General features: G+C 70.6%; 17 protein-coding genes. 8 read left to right on the forward strand and 9 right to left on the reverse strand.

The features are described from left to right. Positions 1-24 precede the first annotated feature (24 nt). The gene (locus KF837_14590) at positions 25-969 is read right to left on the reverse strand and encodes a hypothetical protein (GenBank protein ID MBX3228545.1); all 945 of its coding nucleotides are present in this window, start codon (positions 967-969) and stop codon (positions 25-27) included. Next, positions 969-2852: a hypothetical protein gene (locus tag KF837_14595; protein MBX3228546.1), complete on the reverse strand. Its 1884-nt coding sequence runs from the start codon at positions 2850-2852 to the stop codon at positions 969-971. The genes KF837_14590 and KF837_14595 overlap by 1 nt, the downstream gene beginning before the upstream one ends. A gap of 143 nt (positions 2853-2995) precedes the next feature. On the opposite strand from KF837_14595, the gene KF837_14600 reads away from it, so the two are divergent. Continuing rightward, the gene (locus KF837_14600) at positions 2996-3607 is read left to right on the forward strand and encodes a hypothetical protein (protein ID MBX3228547.1); all 612 of its coding nucleotides are present in this window, start codon (positions 2996-2998) and stop codon (positions 3605-3607) included. 21 nt (positions 3608-3628) lie between these two features. On the opposite strand, the gene mutH is transcribed toward KF837_14600, so the two are convergent. After that, positions 3629-4303 carry a DNA mismatch repair endonuclease MutH gene (gene mutH / locus KF837_14605; GenBank protein MBX3228548.1) on the reverse strand — a complete coding sequence of 225 codons (675 nt, stop codon included), beginning with the start codon at positions 4301-4303 and terminating at the stop codon, positions 3629-3631. Beyond that, positions 4300-5130: a hypothetical protein gene (locus KF837_14610; GenBank protein ID MBX3228549.1), complete on the reverse strand. Its 831-nt coding sequence runs from the start codon at positions 5128-5130 to the stop codon at positions 4300-4302. Before KF837_14610 ends, mutH begins: the two co-directional genes overlap by 4 nt. Before the next feature lie 312 nt (positions 5131-5442). Here KF837_14610 and KF837_14615 point away from each other — a divergent pair, with 312 nt between their 5' ends. Then, positions 5443-6120 carry an SAM-dependent methyltransferase gene (locus tag KF837_14615; protein ID MBX3228550.1) on the forward strand — a complete coding sequence of 226 codons (678 nt, stop codon included), beginning with the start codon at positions 5443-5445 and terminating at the stop codon, positions 6118-6120. Here the strand turns inward: KF837_14615 and KF837_14620 are convergent. Then, positions 6008-7258 carry a hypothetical protein gene (locus KF837_14620; GenBank protein ID MBX3228551.1) on the reverse strand — a complete coding sequence of 417 codons (1251 nt, stop codon included), beginning with the start codon at positions 7256-7258 and terminating at the stop codon, positions 6008-6010. The two genes, KF837_14615 and KF837_14620, sit on opposite strands and share 113 nt — an antisense overlap. Before the next feature lie 19 nt (positions 7259-7277). Between KF837_14620 and KF837_14625 the strand changes: the two genes are divergently transcribed. From KF837_14625 to KF837_14640, 4 genes are read left to right on the forward strand one after another with little or no spacing between them, the layout of a single operon-like run. Next, positions 7278-8723: a pyridoxal-phosphate dependent enzyme gene (locus tag KF837_14625; protein ID MBX3228552.1), complete on the forward strand. Its 1446-nt coding sequence runs from the start codon at positions 7278-7280 to the stop codon at positions 8721-8723. Positions 8724-8738: 15 nt separating this feature from the next. Further along, complete coding sequence (locus KF837_14630) at positions 8739-9395, forward strand: Uma2 family endonuclease (protein MBX3228553.1); 657 nt, start codon at positions 8739-8741, stop codon at positions 9393-9395. Between the two features lie 18 nt (positions 9396-9413). Continuing rightward, positions 9414-9611 carry a hypothetical protein gene (locus KF837_14635; protein MBX3228554.1) on the forward strand — a complete coding sequence of 66 codons (198 nt, stop codon included), beginning with the start codon at positions 9414-9416 and terminating at the stop codon, positions 9609-9611. Next, on the forward strand, positions 9608-9892 hold the full coding sequence (locus tag KF837_14640; GenBank protein MBX3228555.1) for a Uma2 family endonuclease: 285 nt from the start codon (positions 9608-9610) through the stop codon (positions 9890-9892). Before KF837_14635 ends, KF837_14640 begins: the two co-directional genes overlap by 4 nt. Here the strand turns inward: KF837_14640 and KF837_14645 are convergent. The 3 genes from KF837_14645 to KF837_14655 all read right to left on the reverse strand — a co-directional run bounded on the left by KF837_14645 (position 9877) and on the right by KF837_14655 (position 12144). Beyond that, positions 9877-10428 (reverse strand): hypothetical protein, encoded by a 552-nt coding sequence (locus KF837_14645; protein ID MBX3228556.1) that lies wholly within the window; start codon positions 10426-10428, stop codon positions 9877-9879. The two genes, KF837_14640 and KF837_14645, sit on opposite strands and share 16 nt — an antisense overlap. 127 nt (positions 10429-10555) lie before the next feature. After that, complete coding sequence (locus KF837_14650) at positions 10556-11257, reverse strand: hypothetical protein (protein ID MBX3228557.1); 702 nt, start codon at positions 11255-11257, stop codon at positions 10556-10558. After that, positions 11254-12144, reverse strand: coding sequence for an alpha/beta hydrolase (locus KF837_14655; protein ID MBX3228558.1), 891 nt, complete (start codon positions 12142-12144; stop codon positions 11254-11256). The genes KF837_14650 and KF837_14655 overlap by 4 nt, the downstream gene beginning before the upstream one ends. Before the next feature lie 247 nt (positions 12145-12391). Between KF837_14655 and KF837_14660 the strand changes: the two genes are divergently transcribed. Beyond that, a complete protein-coding gene (locus tag KF837_14660; protein MBX3228559.1) occupies positions 12392-12817 on the forward strand; it encodes a hypothetical protein in 426 nt (141 codons plus the stop codon). On the opposite strand, the gene KF837_14665 is transcribed toward KF837_14660, so the two are convergent. After that, entirely contained in the window at positions 12771-13580 is an 810-nt protein-coding gene (locus KF837_14665; GenBank protein MBX3228560.1) for a phosphatase PAP2 family protein, read from the reverse strand. The genes KF837_14660 and KF837_14665 overlap by 47 nt on opposite strands. Before the next feature lie 44 nt (positions 13581-13624). Between KF837_14665 and KF837_14670 the strand changes: the two genes are divergently transcribed. Further along, positions 13625-13981 carry a DUF1428 domain-containing protein gene (locus tag KF837_14670; protein ID MBX3228561.1) on the forward strand — a complete coding sequence of 119 codons (357 nt, stop codon included), beginning with the start codon at positions 13625-13627 and terminating at the stop codon, positions 13979-13981. The last annotated feature ends 12 nt before the right edge of the window (positions 13982-13993 follow it).

The raw sequence follows: 13993 nt of genomic DNA on the forward strand, positions 1-13993 counted from the left end.
TTCGGGAGCGCGTCGTGACTCGCGTCAGCGCGCCGGGTTCGACGCGAAGCGGCTCGCGAGGTCGTCGAGCGCGGCGGTCTGCGCCGGGGTCGCGCCCTTGCGCGCGTTGTTGATGAGCGACATCGTGCTCGACGCGTCGACGACGAGGAGCGCCTTGAGCGCCGCGTTGCGCGCCTCGCCCTCGTAGCCGAGGTACGCCTTCATGAGCGAGCGAGCGGCGGCGTCACGCGAGGGAGCCTCCTCCGCGCCGCCCTTCTTCGCCTTCCAGGCCCAGGCGTTGGCGGAGTGGCCGAGCGCGCGCGCGAGGACGGCGGCGGTGTCCGCGTCCGGGTGCGCGTCGAGCGCGCCGGCGATCGTCTGCGTGGCGGCGAGGCGGTGCGCCGAGCCGAGGCCGCGGAGGATCTCGCGCGAGCGCGTCGCGTCCGCGCCCTTGAGCGAGCTCGTGAGGGCGGAGACGGCGTCGTCGCTGCCGAGCTTCGCGATCGCGTCGGCGGTCACGAAGGTCATCGTAAGGTCCTTGCTCTTCGCGAGGATGCTCGTGAGGACGGGGAGCGCCTTCGGGTCCTTGAGGAGGCCGACCGCCTCGACGAGGCCGGTCTCGAGCGCCTTGCGCGCGCTCGCCGACGTCGTGGCGGGGACGTGGTTGTCGACCGCGAGCAGCTCGAGCATCGGCATGAGCGCCTCGGGGCCGAGCGCCTTGAAGGCGTTCGTGAGGGGCAGGCCGGGGCGGCGCGACTGCTTGTCGAGGTCGTCGGCGTGGATCGCGATCTCGTTGACCGCGTTGAACGCCGCGAGGCTCTTGAGCTTCGCGCGGTCGATGTCGCTCCGGAGCGTGACCGACGCCGACGGCGCGAGGACGGCGGTGTCGATGAGGAGGCCGCGGTTGGGAGCGGCGGAGGCGTTGCCGGAGGCTGCGGTCATGGCGAGAGCAAAGAGTCCGCCGAGCACCATCTTCTTCACGAGCTTCATCACTGGACCTCCGAGCCGCTCATCCACCACGTCTTCGTCGGGAAGCTGCGGAGCACGTTGCTCCCGCAGTGCACCTCACCAATGTTGATGTGGTACCCGTCCCAGTCTTCGACCCAGTGGGTCTTGATGTCGACCGTCGCGAGCTCCTGCTCGAGCGCGACCTTGTAGATGTCCTTGCCGTCGATGACCGGGCCGTGCGGATCCGGCGAGGCGAAGTCCTTCGGGCCGATGTAGATGCCGTTCACCGTGCCCGGGTGGTAGGCGACGGAGTAGCCGCGCATGTGCGTGTGGAGGAACGGCGCGCGGAGGATCTCGTCGTCGGTGAGGCCGGTCTCCTGCTTGATGATGCGGACCTGCTCGTCGACCTCGACCGCCGCCTCCGCCGTCGCCGCCATCACGGTCGCGTCGGCGAGGACGTCCTTGATCGTGATCTTCGCGTCGCGGAGGACCTCGGCGCCGGTGCTCGGGTCCTGCTCGCGCCAGTTCTTGCCGACGAACATCGGGACGTCGCCGTTGCCGCGCGCGACCTCGTCCTCGAGCATCTGGATCGCCCAGCGCGCGTCGTTGATGAGGAGCTTCCAGCCGCGCGGCGTGTTCGCCTTCACGAAGGAGAGCGTCTCGTCGACGTGACCGACGAGGAGCCACTCCGTGTTCACGCGGATCGGCTTCTGGACCTTCTGCGCCTGGAGCATGCGCTCGAAGCCCTGGTCCGCGTTCTCGGTCGAGCCGCGGATGATGCGGCCGACCGGCCAGGTCACGCCGTTGTGCGTGAACGGCGGGACGGTCTCCATGTTGCCGAACGAGTTGAGGGAGTCGTTGTCGTTCGGGTTCGTGTTGAGGCGGGTGAGGTCGAACGCCTGGACGCCGGCGGAGTCCTTGCCGCGGAGCGCGAAGACGATGCGGCCCGCGACGCGGATCGGGTTGCGCGGGTCGATGAACGGGACGTAGCCGGTGCCGGTCGGGTTCGGCCGGTACTGCACGTTGATGTTCGACGAGCGCATGTTCGCGCGCATCGTCTGCTGCTTGCCGTCCTTCGCCGGCATCGTCATGTAGCCGGGCTCGAAGAAGTCCTGCGCCCAGCGGTCGTACGTCTGGAAGAGGCCGGGCTCCGGGAGGCCGGCCGCGAGGTGCGCGGCGTCGAGGCCGTCCGTCATCGCCTTGTTGCCCGGGTCCTGCTGGCTCGGGTTGTTGCGATCGGGCACGGCGGAGGCGATCGACATGACGCCGTCGTCGAGGTGGTTCGACGCGACGAGGGGCGCCATGCGGAGGCGGACCGTGTCGGTGTCGGTCTGCGCGCCGACGGACGCGTTGACGGTGACGTCGACGGTGCCGTCCCAGCCGTTCGGCTCGCGGAGGATGTCCTTGCCTTCGATCGCGAGCTCGAGGCCGCGCTGGATGTCCTCCGTCGTCATCGCGTAGCCCGACTGCACGACCTGGAACGTGCCGTCGCTCTTCACCTTGAAGAGGCGGACCTTGTCCGCCGCGGTCCACGTGACCGTCGCCTGGAGGTTCTGCGGCGCGAAGAAGGACGGCTTCGTCTTGATGCGCGCGAGGTCGAGCGCGTCGTCCGGACCGTTGACGATCTCGTCCGCCGCGTCGTTGCACGCCGCGAGCGCGAGGTCGTCGACGTTGTTGGGGCAGCGGCGCGTGTCGTCGTCGATGTTCGCGAGGAAGATCGCGCCGTGGTTGTCGGTCCACTGGTCTTCGTCCGCGTCTTCCGTCGGATCGGTGAAGCTGATCACGCCGTCGCGGTTGTTGTCCGCGCGGATGTCGATGAGGTTGCCGCCAACGGCGCTCTCCGAAGAGTCGGATGAATCGCCGGCGCCCGCGCTGCAGGCGAGCAGCACCAGGCTTCCGAGGGCAAGGACTTGGGGGCTACGCATCGAGGAAAGCTCCAGTCGGGGGATAACGCACACCGTCGTGCAGGGGTGGGTCGTCCTGACACCATCCTACATTTCCGCATGTCTCAACACGGTCTCCGGCTGCCCGCTCGACGCTGACGCTGGAGTTTGGCAAGCTCGTCTCGATGCAGCGCGCGGCTCTCGGGTGCCTTCTCGTCGCCATTTCTGCGGCTCCTTTCGCGATCTTCGCGTGCGGAGACGATCCCGCCAACGGGAGCCCCGTCGTCCCGGGGCCGGACGTGATTTCAGCAACCGATCCGGACGGCGCGCCGGTCGTCGTCGATCCACTCGAGGACGCTGGCCCTCCGAAGTGCGTCCCCGCGTCGTCGAACGCCCCGCCGGTCCCTACCGCCGCACTTGCCGGTTCGGTCGGGGGCGCGGAGTTTCCCGCCGCGCCGAAGTCGTGGGCGCGGCCGATCGCCTCGCTGCCGGGTTTCTACGAGGTCGACATCTCGGAGGGAGAGGCCTCGTGCGCGAACGCGGACGGCGGCACGCGCGGCGTGCGTCTCATCGTCGCCGGCGACGGCATCCGCTGCTCGTCGACGGATCCGGCGCGCGCCGAGTTCTACCGGAAGACAGGCGAGCCGTACGCACGACCGGCCGCGACGGAGGGCGTGCTCGTCGCGAAGCCGACCGGCACCCAGCTCGAGGTCGGCGTCGTCATCGGCAAGTTCGGCGACCCGGGCCTCCCGAGCGACGGTCTCACCGGCACGACGACGGTCGACGTCTGTCCTTGATCGCTCCTCGTCGCTCGTCGCTCAGTCCGGGAGCGCGGAGGCGTCGCGGAGCAGCGCGCCGGTGAAGCGGGCGCGGAGGTAGAAGCCGCGCGGTACGGTCGCGATCGCCTCGTTGTCTTCGCCGTACGCGATCGTGCGTGCGCTGCCGTCGCGCGCCTTCGGGCGGACCTGGAGCCAGCGGCCGCGGTGCGCGGTGAGCTCCTCGATGCGGCCGATGCCGATGAGGCCGACGACGTCGTCGAAGTCGCCGCGGAGCACGTCGTCTTGCGCGGCGCTGGGCTCCCATAGCAGCGGCGCGCCGACGATGCGCTCTTGCCACGCGACGCCGTGCGCGCCGACGAGGGGGACCCAGAGCACGCGCGCGAGCTTGGCGCGGACCCACGAGGACTCCCACTCCTGCGTCTCGGCGTCGGCGAGCGAGAGCGTGCAGACGTAGGTCGACTCGAGCGGCGCGCCTTCGGCCGTGACCGGGATCGTCTTCAGCTCGCAGCCGAGGTGGGGGAAGTCGTGGACGCGGGCGGAGCCGCCGTTCGCGCCGAGCGCGCGCTCGATCGTCTCGCCGGCGGATCCCTTCGTGCGGAGCGGATCGGTCGACGCGCGGAGGCCGAGCGAGTCGAGGACGGCGGCGAGGGTCCGGCCCTCGAGCGCCCGCGCGCGCTGGAGGAGCTCGTCGAGGTGGGCCGGCGGCGCGATCACGGCAAGGTGACGGCGACGTTGTCGTAGCGAACGTCGAGCGCGGGGGTCGGCGCGTTCGTGCGGCCGAGGCCGAGCATCACGCGCAAGGTGCCGTCGTCGATGGCGGGGTAGTCGATGTCGTTCCGCGACGCGACGAGCGCGCCGTCGAAGTAGAGACGGAACCAGCCCGCGCCGGGCGTCCAGTCGGCCTCGAGCTTCACGCGGACCCACCGGTCGAACGCGATCCGCGACGGCGTGCCGTCGTAGAGCAGGGTCTTGCCGTCGTCGGTGGTGACGTTCGTGTAGTTTGCACCGAGGTACAGCTCGTTCCAGATGCCGCCGCCGGACCCCTGCACGCCGGCGGCGAGGAGGACCGTGTTGCCGCCGAAGCCGGTCCACGGCGCTTCGTCGTCGACGTTCACGTCGGCTTCGAGCGTGAGGCGGCGCGCGGTCTTCGAGACGTCGCGGTGGAGCGCGACGAAATAGATCGTGTCGTCGGAGCGCTCCGGGAGGCGAGCGCGCAGCACGCCCTGGTCGATCTCGAGCTTCCCCGGCCCGTCGGTCGTGATCTCGACGCCGAGCGCCTGGAGCGTCGTGCCTTCGAAGCTCGTGCAGAATGCACAATTCCCGGCGTCGACGTCGGGCCCCCCCGCTTCGCCCGACGACGACGACGAGCTCGACGACGACGAAGACGACGACGTGCTCGAAGACGAAGAAGACGACGACGACGCGGCGCTGCCGTCGGGCCCGGGCGGCGCGGCGCCCTCTCCGCCGGTGAACCCGTCGAGCGCGGTCAGCGAGCACCCGCCGATCGCCGCGACGACGAGCAGGCTCCAGCCGAGACGCATGTTCGCGATGCTACCATCGCGCCCGTGCCCACCGACGTCGAAGAGGGGCCCCAGAAGCGGCCGCCCGAGCGGGCGCGCATCGCCCCGAGCGCAAAGGTCGAAGAGGGGCCCCAGAAGCGGCCGCGCAGCGCCCCGAGCGCAAAGGTCGAAGAGGGGCCCCAGAAGCGGCCGCCCCAGCGGGCGCGCAGCGCCCCGAGCGCAAAGCGCGAGGGCCGTGTCTGGGGCGGGGGTGTCGGGGGCAGAGCCCCCGACGTTGAAAGAGGGGGTGTCGGGGGCAGAGCCCCCGACGTTGAGGAAACTTCGCGTCGGATCGTGAACGCGGACGCGCGCGTCTGGCTCGCCGAGAACGCCGCGGAGCCCGGCACGAGCGTGATCACCTCGCTGCCGGACGTCTCCGAGCTCCCGGTCGCTTTCGACGCCTGGCGCGCGTGGTTCGTCGCGGCGGCGCGGCAGATCCTCGCGTGGGTCCCGCGCGACGGCTGCGCGGTGTTCTACCAGAGCGACGTCCGTCATCGCGGCGTGTGGATCGACAAAGGCTACCTCGTGTTGCGCGCGGCGGAGGACGCGGCGGTGCCGCTCGTCTGGCACAAGGTCGTGTGCCGCCGTCCGCCGGGGACGATCGCGGCGGGGCGGCCGAGCTGGTCGCACATGCTCTGCTTCGGCGCGACGGCGGGGCTCTCGCAGCCGGGGCCCGACGTCCTCGCCGACGCGGGCGCGATGGCGTCGCCGCGCGCGATGGGGGAGGCCGCGTGTCGTGTCGCGGTGCGGTACCTCGTCGAGAACACGCCGACGCGCGTCGTGGTCGATCCGTACTGCGGTCATGGCGCGGTGCTCGCGGTCGCGAACGAGATGGGGCTCGACGCGATCGGCGTCGACCTCAGCGCGAAGCGTTGTCGGGCGGCGCGGTCGTTCGAGCTGGGGAGGTCGCGGCGCCCTCGGGACGCGGAGCAGCAGCTTGCTCGCGCAGACGCGCGACGACCTCCGCGCTGAGGGGACCGGGCCGCCACGCGCGGGTGACGACCTCGAGGAGCGCGGGCTCGACGGCGGTGACGGCGCGCCGATCGACGGAGCGGTGCCGCGGCTCGAACGCGCTCATCGTCGCCGCGACGGCGTGCACGACGAGCAGCGTCCAGAGCCGCGCCCCCAGCGCCGCGCGGTGCGAGCTCTCCCCCGCGAGCAACGCCCGCACGAGGACGCAGTCGACGATACGTGTATTGCGCACGCTCTCACTCTCGCCCCGCCGCTCCGCAAAGCACGCCCCCCGCGCGGCGAGCAGCGGCGTGAGGAGCCCGCGTCGCCCCGCCGCCGGCGACGCCGCCACGAGGTCGACCGTCGCCGTCCCGCTCCCGTTCGCGCCCGCCGCCGCCGCGGCGAGGTTGGTGGACGGCGTGGCGCTGCCGTTCGCGACCGTCGCCGCGGCGGCGAGGTTGGTGGTCGGCGCCTCGCTCCGCGCGTTCGTGGGCGCCGCGGCGACGAGGCCTGTGGTCGCCGACTCGCTCGCTGCGGGCCACGTCACTGCGAGGTCGCGAGCCAGCATGAGGAGCGTGCCCGCGGCGCGTGGGTCGAACGCGGCGTGGGTCCGCTCGAGCGCCGTCCACGCGATCGCGGCGCGTTCGTCCCACAGCCGCGCGACGAACGCCGGCACCGCGCTCGCGAACGCAGCGCCGAGCGAGGGCGCATCGCCGCGCGCCGCCCCTGCTTCGCTCGTTCCGCCGGCATTCTCCCAGTTGCGGGCGTCGCTCGGCGTCGTGGCGACGCGGTCGAGCGCGGCCTTCGCGCATTCGGCGGTCGTGCAGGCGGCGAGGGCGCGCGTGGCGGCGTCGAGGCGTGCGTCGTCTTCGTCGCCGGCGAACGCGCGGGCGTAGGCGGCGCGCGCGGTCGCGAGCTCGGGCGCGACCTCCGCTTCACCGTCGGCGTCGCCCCGTGCGGCGGCGGCGAGGTAGGCGTGGAGCTCGAGGATCGCATTTTCGCGCAGGGTGAGGTGCTCGTCGCGGACGACGAGGAGCGGCGCGACCGGGACGTGCGGCCTTTGGACCGGTGCCTTTCGCGGCGCCGCGCACGACGCAGTGCAGAAAAGAACGACGCACGCGAGGAGGTGGCGGGTCTTGCTTGCTGTGACGAGCAACAACGTCCTATTCCCGGTGCCCATGATGCACGGTGCGCTCGAGGACATCACGAAGGCGGTGGGCAACACGCCGATCGTCCGCCTCAACAAGGTCACGAAAGGCCTGCCCCCGGGCGTCGAGATCTACGTGAAGTGCGAGTACCTCAACCCGGGCGGCAGTCACAAGGACCGGCTCGCCTGGAACCTGCTCCGCCGCGCGGAGGAGGCAGGGCTCGAGCCAGGCGGCACCATCGTCGAGGCCACGAGCGGCAACACCGGCGCGTCGCTCGCGCTCCTCGCGAGCGTGCGCGGCTACAAGTGCATCTTCGTGATGCCCGACAAGATGAGCCAGGAGAAGGTCAGCAACCTCCGCGCCTTCGGGGCGAAGGTCGTCATGTGCCCGACCGCGGTCGACGCCGACGATCCGCGCAGCTACTACAAGGTGTCGCGCCGCATCGCGGACGAGACGCCGAACAGCTTCTACGCGAACCAGTACCACAACCCCGCGAACCCGGAGGCGCACTACCTCTGGACCGGTCCCGAGATCTGGAAGCAGACGAAGGGTGACCTCGACGTGTTCGTCGCGGGCATGGGCACCGGCGGCACCGTGAGCGGCACGGGCAAGTACCTCAAGGAGAAGAAGCCGGGCCTCCTCTGCGTCGGCGTCGATCCGGTCGGCTCGCTCTACTACGACTTCGTGAAGTCGGGCCGCATCACGAAGCCCTTCTCGTACAAGGTCGAGGGCATCGGCGAGGACTTCTTCCCGACGACGATGAACCTCAAGATCCTCGACGACATCGTCCGCGTCGACGACAAGGAGTGCTTCCTGATGACGCGCGCCCTCACGCGCGACGAGGGCCTCTTCGTCGGCGGCTCCGGCGGCGCCGCCGTCGCGGGCGCGGTGAAGTGGGCGATGAAACGCAAGGGCCCGCTCAAGGTCCTCGTCTTCCTCGCCGACGGCGGCAGCAAATACGTCTCGAAGATCTTCAACGACGACTGGATGCGCGAGAACGGCTTCCTCGAGGACGAGCCCGGGATCGGCACGGTCGCGGACATCCTGCACATGCGGAGCAAACGGAAGATCGTCACGACGCCGTCGACCGCGAAGGTGAAGGACGTCATCGTGACCTTGAAGGAGCTCGGCATCAGCCAGCTCCCCGTCGTCGACAAGGGCAAGCTGAAGGGCATCATCAGCGAGGTCGATCTCCTCCGCCACATGGTGACCGGCCCGAAGACGCAGAGCACCCCGATCTCGACGCTGCTCGAGAGCGACTACGCGACCGTGACGCCGGACACGAAGATCGAGCTGTTGCAGGGCGTCCTCGCCGACGCACGCGCCGCGATCGTCACCGACAACGAGGACGTCGTCGGCATCGTGACGAAGATCGACCTCATCGAGTACCTCGCGAAGAAGTCCTCGGAGCCTCCGCCGCCGAAGCGCAAGTCGAAGACCTCGAGCAAGAACGGCCCGAAGACGCTCCGCTCGTAGTGTTAGCCTGACGTCGTGGTCGCGAAGCCGAAGAAGCGCGCGACGTACCAGGACGTGCTCGACGCCCCCGAGCACATGGTCGCCGAGATCCTCGACGGCGAGCTGTTCCTCACGTCGGGTTCGCGGCGGAAGCATCTCGAGAACGCGAGTTCGCTCGGGGCGTTCCTGAAGAGCGCGTTCGACTTCGGCATTGGCGGTCCCGGCGGCTGGCGCGTCCTCAAGAAGCCGGAGCTCCACCACGACCTCGACATCGTCGTGCCCGACATCGCGGGCTGGCGCGACGGTCGCCTCGTCGACGCGCCGGACGAGGACGAGCCGTACATCACCGTCGTGCCCGATTGGCTCTGCGAGGTGCAGTCGCCCGGCACCGCGCGCATCGATCGGATGAAGAAGATGCCGATTTACGCGCGCGAAGGGGTGCGCCACGTGTGGCTCGCCGACCCGCGCGAGCGCGCGATCGACGTGTATCGACTGAACGGGCGCGGCGGCTTCACCTTCGTCGGCACCGTCGGCGGGGACGAGCCCATTCGCGCCGAGCCGTTCGACGACGTCGAGATCGCTCCGACGTTCGTGTGGGGACGCCCCGCCGCGCCCGGCTCGGCAAAGACGGTCGCGAAGAAGAAGAGGGCGTCGACGAAGAAGCCGTCCGCCCGGACCTCGCGCCGTCGGTGACGGTGCTACGCTCGCCTCGTGGTCGCGAAGCGCGCGACATACCAGGATGTGCTCGACGCGCCCGAGCACATGGTCGCCGAGATCCTCGACGGCGAGCTCCATCTCATGCCTCGCCCATCGCCGCGCCAAGCGCGGAACGCGAGCGCGCTTGGCGCGTCCCTCATCAGCGCCTTCGACTTCGGCCTGAGTGGCCCACGACGCGGATCGATCGCATGAAGAAGATGCCGATCTACGCGCGCGAAGGCGTCACTCACGTTTGGCTCGCCGATCCGGAGACGCGCACGATCGAGGTCTTCCGGCTCTCGCGGCGCGGGTACGGCCTCGTCTACACCGTCGGCGGTGACGACGCGATCCGCGCCGAGCCGTTCGACGCGATCGAGATCGCGCCGCAGTTCGTCTGGGGTCGCCGCCCCGTGGCGCCCGGCTCCGCGAAGACGGTCGCGAAGAAGAAGCGCGCGGCCGCGGCGAAGAGGCCTGCGCGTCAGCGCACGCGGTAGCTCGTGCCGACGGTGACGGGCGTGCCGCGGAACGCGGGGACCTTCGTCGCGCCGAGGTGCCCGCCGACGCAGTCGACGGCGGGCTTCGTCATCCCCGGCGGCGCGTCGATGACGACCTTGGTCACGTGGCCGGCGGGATCGAACGTCACGCGCGCGTGGCCGGCGCCGCGCGGAGCGCCGGCGTCGCCGCAGCTCGCGAGGTCGACCTCGCCGAGCGCGCGCCGCGCGGCGACCTGATCGAACGTCGTGAGGGTCGCGTCTTCCTTCACCACGTCACGCTCCGAGCGGGGAAGCGAAGGGCCCGGCTCGCCGACGTAGGGCGCCCAGACCGTCTCCGGCTCCGGGCCGACCGGGCAGTCGAAGCAGACGATGCCGGCCGGCGAAGAGTGGAAGCTCCAGGTGTTGTACGACGGCGGTGCCCACGTCGCGAACTGCCCCCGGGCTCCGTGCGGCGAGCCGATCTCGTAGTACCGGCCGCAGCCGAGAGCGATGAGGGCGAAGAAGAGACCGACGAGGAACCGAGCGAGCCTTGGCATCGACGGTCGCGGTTGCAACGACGGCGCCATCGCGCGGCGCAGGGAAAAAAGCCTCTCTAGCGCGCGCGAGCGGACGAAGCTTCACGACACGCTCGTCGCGGATCGCGGCGCGTACGCGGCGACGCGGTCAGAACATCACCCCGGCGCTGAGGGCGAGGCGGAGGATCTCGGGGCGGTTGATCGTCGCGAGGCGGCCGCGCGGATCGACGTCCTGGCGCAATCCGAAGCCCACGCCGGGCGTGATCTCGAGGCGCTCGAAGAACACGACGCGCGCGCCGATGAAGACCGACTCGGAGGTGGAGAGCATCGAGCCGACGAAGCGCTCGCCCTCGCGCACGCGCGTGAGCGCGCCGTCGAGCCGGAACCCCACGTACGGCCCCACCATCGCGCGGCCGCTCCAGCGCGTGAGCGGCGCGTGCCCGAGGATCCACAGCCGCCCCTCCACCCCGAACACTGCTTCCGTCGTGTCGAACGCATCGCCGCCCGACCACCGGTAGCCGGCCGCGGTCACGAAGCTCAGGTACCGCGCAGCCTGCCGCTCGTACTGCAGCGTCACGCCCTGACTCACGAGCGAGAGGAGCTGCACCGAGATCGCGTTCACCGGCGGCGGTCGCACGACGGGAGCCCGCGCCGCGTCCGCGCTCCCATCCGCGGCCGCATCCGCGCTCGCGTTCGGCGTCGTCGGTGCGTTTGGAGCGGTGGCGGGCGGCGGTGTGTCAGGGGCGTTCGCGGTGGGCGGGGCGTCGCTGGCGCCGGCGTGGGAGGTCGCGGCGGTCGTGAGTATGGCGATGGTCGCGAGCGCGGCGGCTGCGTGCGTGCGGGCGCTCATTGCTTCCTCAGTGTGCGATCGAGGAAGTCGATGACGACGAGCCAGCCCTCGGTCGTCTGATCGGAGACGCCGCCGACGAGGTTGCCGTCGGGCGTCGTCTGCGTGACGTGGCCGCCGCCGGCGACCTCGTAGACGTGCGCCTCGTTGCCGGCGGCGACGAGCGCGTCGCGCATCACGACCGCTTGCTCCTCCTCGATGAACCAGTCCTGCGTGCCGTGGACGAAGAGGAACGGCGGCAAGCCGGGACGCACGTGCGTGATCGGCGACGCGCGCGCGTAGCGATCGGGCTGCTCGTCGGGGCCCGCGCCGAAGAAGGCGTGCGTGAAGAAGTGGTCCTGCCCGCGGAGGTCGTGGGCGCCGGCGCCGGCGATGACGGAGCGCGGCGGGCCCGTGCGCCCCCACGCGCAGTCGGGCGCATGGTAGTCGTCCTCCGCCGCGACCCCGACGAGCGACGCGAGGTGTCCGCCCGCCGAGTACCCCCACACCGCGATGCGATCCTGATCGACGTGGTAGTGGCTCGCGCTCGCGCGCAGGTACGAGAGCGCGCAGAGGCAGTCCTGCATGATCTTCGGGTACTCGCCGTCGGGCGCGAGGCGGTAGTTGATCGTCGCGGCGACGAAGCCGGAGCGCGCGAGCCGCTTCGCCGCCTCCGTGTACGCGTCCTTCGAGCCGGTGACCCACGCGCCTCCGTGAATGAGCATCACCGTCGGGTGCGGGCCGACCCCGCCCGGCTCGTAGATGTCCATCGTCGTCGCCTCGCCGAAGCGATCGTCGTAGCTGACGTCGGTGTGCACCGGACGCGCGCCCTCGCACGACGCGCACGCGAGCGTGAGCGTGACGAAGACGAAGCAGGAGCCCCTCCACGTCGCGCGGACGAGGTGCAACATCGCGCGGACGAAGTGCAACCCGCGTTCCTTCGCGAAACGTGCAGAGTCAAAGCATCTCGCGCGCGGACGTGAACGCCCGTCGACGCTCGAGCCCGTCTCCACGCGGTGACGGGTCTGGTCCGATCCGTACCCAGAGATCATCCTGAACATGCTTGTAACATGTTGAATTTACGTAAGGCACACACCTCGCACTATGTCAGGTCAACACGAGCTGGAGAAGATGAACATGCGTCGAATGCTCTCCCTGATGGTGATTGGACTGGCGATGGCGGGCTGCGCGGCGGAGCCGAGCGAGGAGGAGGAGGTCGGCGGCAGCGAGGAGGCGCTCTCGAAGGGCGATGCGTACGCGAAGGTCGTCGCGGCAGGTCGCTTCCGCAGCGGCCACCTCGCGTGCGGCCGGACGCTGACGCTCACCGGATCGACCGGACCGACGGGGCGCTACGAGCTCGAGGTCCAGCCGTGCGAGGGCGAGGACGGCGACGGGTTCCGCTCCAAGGGGAGCTTCGAGGTCGTGGGCGGCTGGTTCGGCGGCCTCCTCACGAACCCGACGATGAAGATGACGCCGTCGGCGACGGGGGCGGAGCCGTGGTCGTTCAAGATCTCGATGAACGACGAGGTGATCTGGCTCACCGACGAAGCGGGGACGCTGGTGCCGGAAGGGATGCTCGACTGAGCTCCTCGTCGATGAGCTCGGCGGCGGTGAGATCGAACGCGGCCTCGGTGAGGCACGCCCAGGCGGTGCCGAGCGCGAAGCCGCCGAGGACGTCGGTCGGCCAGTGCACGCCGAGGAACACGCGGCTCGCCGAGATCGAGAGCGCGAGCCCGCTCGTCGCGGCGAGGAGGTGCGCGCGCTTGTCACGCAGCGCGCGCGAACGCGAGGCGACGAACGCGAGCGTGAGGTAGAGCGAAGCCGACGCCATCGCGTGCCCGGAGGGGAACGACGTGCTCCCGACGTCTTCGAGGTGCGCGAGCAGAGTTGGACGTTTTCGCCGGAAGAATCGCTTCATGCCGAGCTCGGCGACGATGCCTCCGACCGCGCCGGTCATCACCTGCGCCGCGAGGCGCGGCCGCTTCCGCGCGAGCACGAGCGCGGTCGCGGTGACGAGCGACGCGCCGGGCACGCCGCCGAAGAACGTGACGCCGCGCCCCACGACGTTCGCGACCGGTCCGCGCGCGCGCCCCACCGCGCGCACGACGCGCTCGTCGAACACGAGCGCGGACCGCCTCGCGATCGCGCGGCTCAGCCCGATGAACACGCCGAGCGCGAGGGCCGATGACGCAGCGAGCGCGGCCTGTTCGCCCCACCGTCGTCGCCGCCTCGCCGTGGCGCGGGCGCGCGCGGGCTCGCGTGCCGCGGCGCGGGAAGGATCGTCGACGAGATCCGATGCGAGGATCTCGTCGATGCCGCCTGGCGCCGCGGTCGTCACGATCTCCATGACCCGGGCTAGCGAGCCGTATGCCATTCGCTTATGACGGCCGCATGAGCTACGTCGACGGATTCGTCCTCCCTCTCCCGAAGAAGAACCTCGCCGCCTACAAGAAGATGGCGAAGCTGGCCGGCAAGATCTGGCTCGAGCACGGCGCGCTCTCGTACGTCGAGTGCATCGCCGACGACGTGAAGCCCGGCAAGACGACGTCGTTCCCGCAAGCGGTGAAGCTCAAGGCCGGCGAGGTCGTGGTGTTCTCGTGGGCGACGTACAAGAACCGCAAGGACCGCGACCGCGTCATGAAGGCGGTGATGAGCGATCCGCGCCTGCAGATGGGCGACGCCGACGTCTTCGACGGCAAGCGCATGTTCTGGGGCGGCTTCAAGTCGATGATCGAGCTCGGCGAGTGACCGCGGCGCGCG

It is taken from the genome of Labilithrix sp. (assembly GCA_019637155.1).
In the GTDB taxonomy this organism is placed as follows: domain Bacteria; phylum Myxococcota_A; class Polyangia; order Polyangiales; family Polyangiaceae; genus Labilithrix.

Excerpts from the sequence above, each read along its gene's own strand:
- KF837_14665 (MBX3228560.1), bottom strand. The coding sequence starts at position 13,580 with ATGGAGATCGTGACGACCGCGGCGCCAGGCGGCATCGACGAGATCCTC.
- KF837_14590 (MBX3228545.1), bottom strand. The coding sequence starts at position 969 with ATGAAGCTCGTGAAGAAGATGGTGCTCGGCGGACTCTTTGCTCTCGCC.
- KF837_14640 (MBX3228555.1), top strand. The coding sequence starts at position 9,608 with ATGAAGAAGATGCCGATCTACGCGCGCGAAGGCGTCACTCACGTTTGG.
- KF837_14625 (MBX3228552.1), top strand. The coding sequence starts at position 7,278 with ATGATGCACGGTGCGCTCGAGGACATCACGAAGGCGGTGGGCAACACG.
- KF837_14670 (MBX3228561.1), top strand. The coding sequence starts at position 13,625 with ATGAGCTACGTCGACGGATTCGTCCTCCCTCTCCCGAAGAAGAACCTC.
- KF837_14595 (MBX3228546.1), bottom strand. The coding sequence starts at position 2,852 with ATGCGTAGCCCCCAAGTCCTTGCCCTCGGAAGCCTGGTGCTGCTCGCC.
- KF837_14650 (MBX3228557.1), bottom strand. The coding sequence starts at position 11,257 with ATGAGCGCCCGCACGCACGCAGCCGCCGCGCTCGCGACCATCGCCATA.
- KF837_14655 (MBX3228558.1), bottom strand. The coding sequence starts at position 12,144 with ATGTTGCACCTCGTCCGCGCGACGTGGAGGGGCTCCTGCTTCGTCTTC.
- KF837_14645 (MBX3228556.1), bottom strand. The coding sequence starts at position 10,428 with ATGCCAAGGCTCGCTCGGTTCCTCGTCGGTCTCTTCTTCGCCCTCATC.
- KF837_14610 (MBX3228549.1), bottom strand. The coding sequence starts at position 5,130 with ATGCGTCTCGGCTGGAGCCTGCTCGTCGTCGCGGCGATCGGCGGGTGC.
- KF837_14600 (MBX3228547.1), top strand. The coding sequence starts at position 2,996 with ATGCAGCGCGCGGCTCTCGGGTGCCTTCTCGTCGCCATTTCTGCGGCT.
- KF837_14660 (MBX3228559.1), top strand. The coding sequence starts at position 12,392 with ATGGTGATTGGACTGGCGATGGCGGGCTGCGCGGCGGAGCCGAGCGAG.